Origin of the sequence: Tardiphaga sp., assembly GCF_044340795.1 — a bacterium.
In the GTDB taxonomy this organism is placed as follows: domain Bacteria; phylum Pseudomonadota; class Alphaproteobacteria; order Rhizobiales; family Xanthobacteraceae; genus Tardiphaga.
Genome location: NZ_JBIISY010000286.1, coordinates 1 through 6,989, shown reverse-complemented (window position 1 = coordinate 6,989; position 6,989 = coordinate 1). Strand labels below are relative to the sequence as shown.

Sequence of the window (6,989 nt, the reverse complement as noted above, 5' to 3'; positions counted from 1 at the left end):
ACACGCCATCGCACACGGCTTCGCGAAAGCTACCGGCAGAACGATGGGTGCGGTTCTCCATTCCAATGTCGGACTGATGCATGCGTCGATGGCGATCTTCAACGCATGGTGCGATCGAGTGCCCATGATGCTTCTGGGGGCAACCGGACCTGTGGACGCTGCCCGCCGGCGCCCATGGATCGATTGGCTGCACACGTCGGCCGATCAAGGTGCGATTGTGCGCGATTATACGAAATGGGACGACCAGCCTGCCTCCGTGCCGGCGGCCGTAGAGGCTCTTGCGCGTGCACGCTTGATTGCGACGACCGCGCCTTATGGACCGACATACGTCAATCTCGATGCGGCGATCCAGGAGGCCGAGGTGGGGGGTAAACCGCCGCTCAGGAACGTTTCCCGGGCCTTGCCGCCCCCGGCAGTGCATCCTTCGCCGGAACTTGTCCGGCAGGCAGCGCAGATGCTCTCGCAGGCCAGCAATCCGGTCATGCTTGTCGGCAGGGTCGGGCGGGACGAAAAGGCATGGGCCGCCAGGGTCGCTTTAGCCGAAGCTCTGGACATGCCCGTGATCTGTGACCTGAAAACCGGCGCAACGTTTCCGACGGCCCACCCGCTCCTCGTGTCCGCTCCCGGTTTCTTCCTGACACCGGAGGCCTGCGAGATCGTGCGCAGCGCAGACGTTGTTGTTTCGCTCGACTGGATCGATCTGGGAGGTACGCTGCGGCAATGCTGCGGCGGAGAGGAAACGGCGGCAAAGGTTCTGCAGATATCCCTCGACCAGCATCTTCATCGGGGCTGGAACATGGAGTATTTCGGTCTGGCACCAACCGATGCCTATCTGCTTTGTGATCCTGACGTCGCAACGCCGCTGCTTCTCGAGCAGGTCGAGCGACGCCCAGCGCGAGATCGGGCCTTTGAGGCGATGCGCGAAGCCCGGGCCCATGGGCTCGATGACCATGGGCCGCTGACGATGAAGCAACTGGCGGAAGCGCTGGATGTTGCGATCGGCGAAACGCCTGTTTGCTTCGCACGGTTGCCCTTGGGGTGGAACGGCGGTTACCGCAACTGGTCGCATCCGCTTGATTACCTGGGATATGACGGAGGCGCGGGAATCGGTTCAGGGCCGGGGATGGCCGTTGGAACGGCTCTCGGGCTGATCGACACGGGCCGCACGACCATAGCGGTATTGGGCGACGGGGATTTCCTGATGGGCGTGACCGCCATCTGGACCGCCGTTCATTACGGCATCCCGTTGCTGATCGTGGTGGCCAATAACCGCAGTTTCTATAATGACGAGACCCACCAGGAAAAAGTGGCGATCCAACGCGGCCGGAATGTCGAGAACAAGTGGATCGGGCAGGCGATTTCCGGACCGGACATCGATATTGCTGCAATGGCGCGTGCGCAGGGCGCGATCGGGATCGGGCCTGTGTCGAGCGGGATCGAGCTCAAGACCTGCCTCGAAGACGCTCTCGATATTGTCAAGGGCGGGGGCGTGGTCGTCGTCGATGCACGGGTACAGCCCGGATACAGCTCCAACATGAGCGGGACGACCGCTGCACACAAAAGGTGATTTATGGATCGCGATGAACTGCTGCGCTGCCTTCCCTCGAACCGGGAACTTTTTTACGGTGGCCGTTGGCACAGCCCGATTTCCGGGCTCTACGAGCAGACGATCGATCCGGCGACGGGTGCCTCGCTGGGAGACGTTGCCGAAGGCGGGACGTCGGATGTGGCCGCTGCGGTGAGCGCCGCTCATGCGGGTTTTCTTGTCTGGGCAAAATTGAAGCCGTCCGAGCGTGGTTCCATCATGCGTGAGGCCGCCTCGATCTTGCGCCGTCATGCCGAGGAATTTGCACTTATCGATGCGCTGGATACGGGAAACCCGGTGGCGCAGATGATTGCGGACGCGCATATCGCCGCGGCCTCGATCGACTATTTCGCTGGATTGGCCGGCGAGTTGAAGGGGCAAACCATACCTCTGGGCAATGGCAACCTCAATTACACCTTGCGCGAACCCCTTGGGGTGGTTGCGCGCATTGTCGCGTACAATCACCCGCTCATGTTCGCGGGGACCAAGATCGGCGCACCCTTGGCGGCTGGGAACAGCCTGATCATCAAGGCTGCTGCGCAAGCTCCGTTGTCGGCACTTCGCCTGGCGGAACTGATTGGAGGACTGTTTCCCGATGGTGTCCTCAATGTGGTTACCGGCGGTGTCGAATGCGGCAGGGCATTGGCAGAACATACAGGGATTGCTGCTGTATCGCTTATCGGCAGCATTCCGACCGGACGCGCCGTGATGCGCTCGGCATCGGAGACACTCAAGCCGGTGATCCTCGAACTTGGCGGCAAGAATGCGCTGATCGCTTATCCGGATGCGGACTGCGACGCGGTGGCCGACGGGGCAGTGCGCGGCATGAACTTCACCTGGGCTGGTCAATCCTGCGGCTCTACGAGCAGGCTGTTCCTGCATTCGGACATCCATGATCAGGTTCTGGAGAAGATCGTCCGGCTGACCCGGGATAGGCACCGACCCGGCCTGCCGACCGACCATGCAACGACGATGGGCCCGCTCGTGAGCAAGGCGCAACATGACAAAGTGCTTGAGTTCATCGCGAAGGGAAAGGAGCAGGGGGCAAGGCTCGTGACAGGAGGCGAGGTGCCGAATGATCCTGCGCTTGCGTCCGGCTGGTTCGTCGAGCCGACAGTCTTTGCCGACGTCACCTCACAAATGGCGATAGCTCGTGAGGAGATATTCGGGCCTGTCCTATCGGTGATCCGCTGGTCAGATGAAAACACTTTGTTCGAGCAGGTGAACGAGCTGGACTACGGCCTTACTGCGGCGATCTTCACACGAGATTTAAACACCGCGCACCTTGCTGCGCAGCGTGTTCAAGCAGGTTACGTATGGATCAATAATGTCAGCGAGCATTTTCCAGGGGCGCCATTTGGCGGATACAAGCAATCGGGGCTAGGTCGTGAAGAGAGTCTGGAGGAAATGTACGAGTTCAGTCAGCTGAAAAATGTAAACATCAAGTTCTGACCATGTGAACTGGTTTAATGCGTTACGAATTATCCAGATCCAGATTGTCAAGATGCGATTTGAGATTGGAGGACATGCGTGCAAGCACGGATGCGCAAATCGCGACCTCCGCAGGATCGATGCCGGCTTGCGCCACGCGATTGATGTCTATTGCATATTGCATGACCTCCTTCTCGAGGGCTTTGCCCCGTTCGGTCAGGAAGATTCCGAATTTTCGGCGATCTTTGGTATCGCGAACCCGTTCGACGAGGTCGTGCGAGACCATTCCATTGATCATCGCAACCGTAGTATTCTCAGCGACATTGGTCATGTCGCTGAGATACTTTTGCGTAACGCCGTCTCCCAGCCACAAAACTCGCAAGTAATACCAGAACCCGGTTTTTATGTCGTGTCGCGCAAGGTGAGCGTTCAAAAGTCTGTCGAAGCGCCGATGGCAGCGGCGCACCTGATACCCCAGACTTTTCTCCGGTTCCAAGTGAGGCTTCTTTCGGGGCATCGTTCTCTCCAGCATGACGAGTCGGTCGCAAAATACCGGCTTACGCGATCTCTACCGGGAAGGTGAGGGATGCGCAAAGATGGCTGCTGACCGCAGCCCGATACTGGAGGAATCGGACGGTCCTGCCCCCAGGACCCGCACGGTGATTTGCTGGTCCGATCGGTCGTACCCGATGGACCAGCAAATTCAGCCACCCCACAATTCAGTGGAGAAAGCGAAGCGTCAGATGCGGAATTCCGCGAAGGTCTCGGGCGCAAACATTTCCTCGACGGTCAAACGGCGCGGAGACAGGCCCTGTTCGTGATGGTAGCGCGTAAATGTCTCGATGACGTTACGATTGCGCTCGATGCCGTAGGGCCACCAGGAATCTCCCAGGGTCGCAATCGTGTCTTCGACCGCCGCGATTTGCCATGGGAGCATAGTCTTCAACGAGGCGGAGACCCGCAATTGCTCGTAAGTGTGTCGCTGAGATTCCGAGAAAGCCTTCAAAAGCGACTGGGCCACCCAGGGATGCCGCTCGTAGATTTCACGGCGTATCGCGACAACGTGCATGATAGGAAAAATGCCGGTCTTGGCGTAGTAGGCTTTCTCGACGTTCACGAAGTCAGGGAACAAGCGGCGTACGTTGTGAGGTTCGCTGTAGAACGTCGATGGTGCACGCGCCGTATGCAGGGCATCGATCTCGCCATCTGCCAGCATTCGGGTCAATGTCTGGGTAGGGCCGATCGGCTCAACGCGAAAGCGCTCTGGCAGATCGAGGCGCAGCTTCTCTTCACGGCCGGGTTCCTCTTCGCCGCCTGTCACGTAAGTGACGCTATCGGGGGCAATCCCGTATTCATCCTGCAGAATGCCCCGGATCCAGACCGGAGCGGTCATCTGATACTCCGGCACGCCGATCCGCTTGCCCACCAGATCCTCGGGCTTCTCGATCCCGCTCTTGGCAGACACGAAGATGCATGAATGACGGAAGAAACGGGATGGAAATACAGGGATCGCGATGAAGCCGGGGTTTTCCCGCCCGAGCGTCACGCAGTAGGACGACATCGACAGTTCGGCGACATCAAATTCCTTATTGCGCAACATGCGGAAGAAAGTTTCCTCGACGTCGAGCACCTGGAAGTTCAGGTCGATGCCATCCGGACGCACGGTGCCGTTCTGCAGCGCCTCGGTACGGTCATAGCCCCAACAGGCGAGCGAAAGTTCTAGTCGGCTCATTACTTGAAATTCTCCACTTGTAGGTCGGTGATTATCTTGCGGGGATCGACATCTGTTCCCTGACTGCTGGACATGATGAGGGCGCGGCAGCACGCCATTGTCTCGAGCCCCCATTGGCCATCATGCAGTCCGGTCGGGCGGCCAGCCACCGCCGCCACGAACTCCTCCAGCACCGCGGCGCGCGGGACCTTCGGTGGGGCTATGGGATGGAATATCCGCCGTTCGTTTTCGTAGATCTCGATGCCGGTCGGCAAAAGTTTCATGTCTGCCTTCTCGCAGCTCACGATGATGAAGCCGAAATGCTCATGGTGCGGCGCTTTTGCAGATCGAGGACCGTCACCGCCATACGTCCTTGCGGCTTTTGCTGATTGCTCGCCTTCGGTTCCGATCCGAGCGAGCTGGCGGCGCGCCTGGCCATAGAGTTCCGGATCCTTGGTCTGTCCAAGTTCCGAAATCCATCCCAGCAGCTCATCGCTGTCGTAATGGGCGTAGCCGCTGTAGGACAGCGATGCGGCAGCGCCCCCTTCGAAGGTCATCAGTGCCGTGTAGGCCCCATCGCTCGGTCGCTGGCTGTCCCAATTCGCTGTCACCGCGCGTATGCCGGTGACCGGACTGCCGACCAGCCTGCGCACCACATCGATCTGGTGTGCTGCCTGACTGAACACGACGCCGCCTCCGCGAGCCGGATCCAGCTCTTCGGGCCTGCGCGGGCGGAACATAAAATCGGTGAAGTTCAGGGCGGTCACCATCCTCACCTGACCGAACTCCCGCGATGCGACGAGTGATGCCGCTGTCCGGACCTGCTCGTCGAAGCCGTGGCTCGGACCGACAATGAGCGCCAGGCCTGCCTCCCGTGCGGCTCCTGCCATGGCCAGGCAATCCTCGACCGAGGTGGCCATGGGCTTCTCGACCAGGACATGCTTTCCGGCCCGCAACGCCGCGAGTGTCTGGACGGCGTGGAGGTCGTGCGGCGTGGCTATGTAAACCGCATCGATCGTCTCGTCCTGAAGGAGTTCGTCCAGAGTGGCGTAACCCGGAGCGCCAAACTCCTCGGAGAAACGCTGCAACGCCTCCGGCCGCAAATCAGTGGCTCCCGCGAGCACTACGCCGGGATGCGCGATCAGCGCCGGTAAGGTGAGCATGAAGCCTCTTCCGAGCCCTGCGACACCAAGTCTGAGAACTTCCACGTCACTCCTCTCTCTGCATCGTTGAGCCTCGTTCAAACACCGGGGCTTGAAACGGCAAATACTTCGCTATAGAAGTGTTGGCAAGGGGCGACCGTGCGAAGAGTCGGTCCCGCTGATCCATGACGCAATCGAAGAGGCTGTCTGATGACTCCTGAACAAAATGACCTGCTCTGCCTTGTTGAAGGTTCGGCGCCGATGGGTGCACTCATGCGTGAGCACTGGCTGCCGGCGTGCATGATCGAGGAAGTCGCCGAACCCGACTGTACACCCGTGCGTGTTCGGTTGTTGGGCGAGGATATGGTCGTATTTCGCGATTCCAAGGGGCGTGTGGGTGCTCTCGATGAGAAGTGCCCGCACCGCCGAGCGTCTCTGGCGTTTGGCCGGAACGAGGAATGCGGTCTGCGCTGTCTTTATCACGGCTGGAAGTTCGACGTCGACGGCAACGCGGTTGATATGTCGTCGGAACCTGTCGACGCCAAGCTGCGCACGACGATGAAAACCAGGGCCTATCCTGTCGAGGAGGCCGGCGGCTTCGTATGGGTGTGGATGGGCGATCCCGAGAAGGTGACGCCGTTCGATGCACCGAATTGGGCTTCTGCTCCGGCGGACAAGATCAGCATCGTCAAGATGCACGGTGCGTGCAACTGGGCTCAGGTCCTTGAGGGTTCGATCGACTCGGCGCACAGCTCGAGCCTGCATTCCTCGAACATGCCGGCAGCCACCGACGTTGCGGGATCGACCGCAACCGAGACGGCATGGCTGCGGCCGTCCGCCGACAAGGCCCCGCGGATCGAAGTCCAGAAGACGAATTTCGGGTTCCGGTACGTCGCGATTCGTAAGCCGATCGTCGACGCGGAGACGACCGATTACATCCGCATGACGCTTTTCGTGGCGCCGTTTACCGTTCATATTCCTTCGAACGATCAGTACCACCTCAGCCAGATGCTGGTTCCGATCGATGACGTGAACACGATGTTCTACTGGATCGCCTGGCACCCGGAAAAGGGTATCGGCCAGGATGCCTGGCGCAAGTTCTGCGGTGCCGAGGTTGGCA

General features: G+C 59.9%; 6 protein-coding genes. 3 read left to right on the top strand and 3 right to left on the bottom strand.

Features of this window, described 5'->3' with window-relative positions:
- Together ACIQ17_RS28980 and ACIQ17_RS28975 are read left to right on the top strand one after the other, a co-directional pair.
- Nucleotides 1-1,567: thiamine pyrophosphate-binding protein (locus tag ACIQ17_RS28980; RefSeq protein WP_398472878.1), on the top strand; the 1,567-nt coding region annotated here is incomplete at its 5' end.
- Nucleotides 1,568-1,570: 3 nt separating this feature from the next.
- Complete coding sequence (locus ACIQ17_RS28975; RefSeq protein WP_103098067.1) at nucleotides 1,571-3,037, top strand: aldehyde dehydrogenase family protein; 1,467 nt, start codon at nucleotides 1,571-1,573, stop codon at nucleotides 3,035-3,037.
- 22 nt (nucleotides 3,038-3,059) lie between these two features.
- Here ACIQ17_RS28975 and ACIQ17_RS28970 read toward each other — a convergent pair whose 3' ends face one another.
- The 3 genes from ACIQ17_RS28970 to ACIQ17_RS28960 form a co-directional block, all read right to left on the bottom strand.
- A complete protein-coding gene (locus ACIQ17_RS28970; protein ID WP_103098077.1) occupies nucleotides 3,060-3,533 on the bottom strand; it encodes a MarR family winged helix-turn-helix transcriptional regulator in 474 nt (157 codons plus the stop codon).
- A 222-nt stretch (nucleotides 3,534-3,755) separates the two neighbouring features.
- Complete coding sequence (locus ACIQ17_RS28965) at nucleotides 3,756-4,748, bottom strand: PhnD/SsuA/transferrin family substrate-binding protein (RefSeq protein ID WP_103098068.1); 993 nt, start codon at nucleotides 4,746-4,748, stop codon at nucleotides 3,756-3,758.
- Nucleotides 4,748-5,935 carry a Gfo/Idh/MocA family protein gene (locus ACIQ17_RS28960; protein WP_103098069.1) on the bottom strand — a complete coding sequence of 396 codons (1,188 nt, stop codon included), beginning with the start codon at nucleotides 5,933-5,935 and terminating at the stop codon, nucleotides 4,748-4,750. Before ACIQ17_RS28960 ends, ACIQ17_RS28965 begins: the two co-directional genes overlap by 1 nt.
- Before the next feature lie 144 nt (nucleotides 5,936-6,079).
- Here ACIQ17_RS28960 and ACIQ17_RS28955 point away from each other — a divergent pair.
- The coding region (locus ACIQ17_RS28955; protein WP_398472876.1) for a Rieske 2Fe-2S domain-containing protein at nucleotides 6,080-6,989 on the top strand (910 nt) is incomplete at its 3' end.

Bases quoted from the DNA above. Each gene is read 5' to 3' on its own strand.
- ACIQ17_RS28975 (WP_103098067.1), top strand. From the start codon at position 1,571: ATGGATCGCGATGAACTGCTGCGCTGCCTTCCCTCGAACCGGGAACTT.
- ACIQ17_RS28970 (WP_103098077.1), bottom strand. From the start codon at position 3,533: ATGCCCCGAAAGAAGCCTCACTTGGAACCGGAGAAAAGTCTGGGGTAT.
- ACIQ17_RS28965 (WP_103098068.1), bottom strand. From the start codon at position 4,748: ATGAGCCGACTAGAACTTTCGCTCGCCTGTTGGGGCTATGACCGTACC.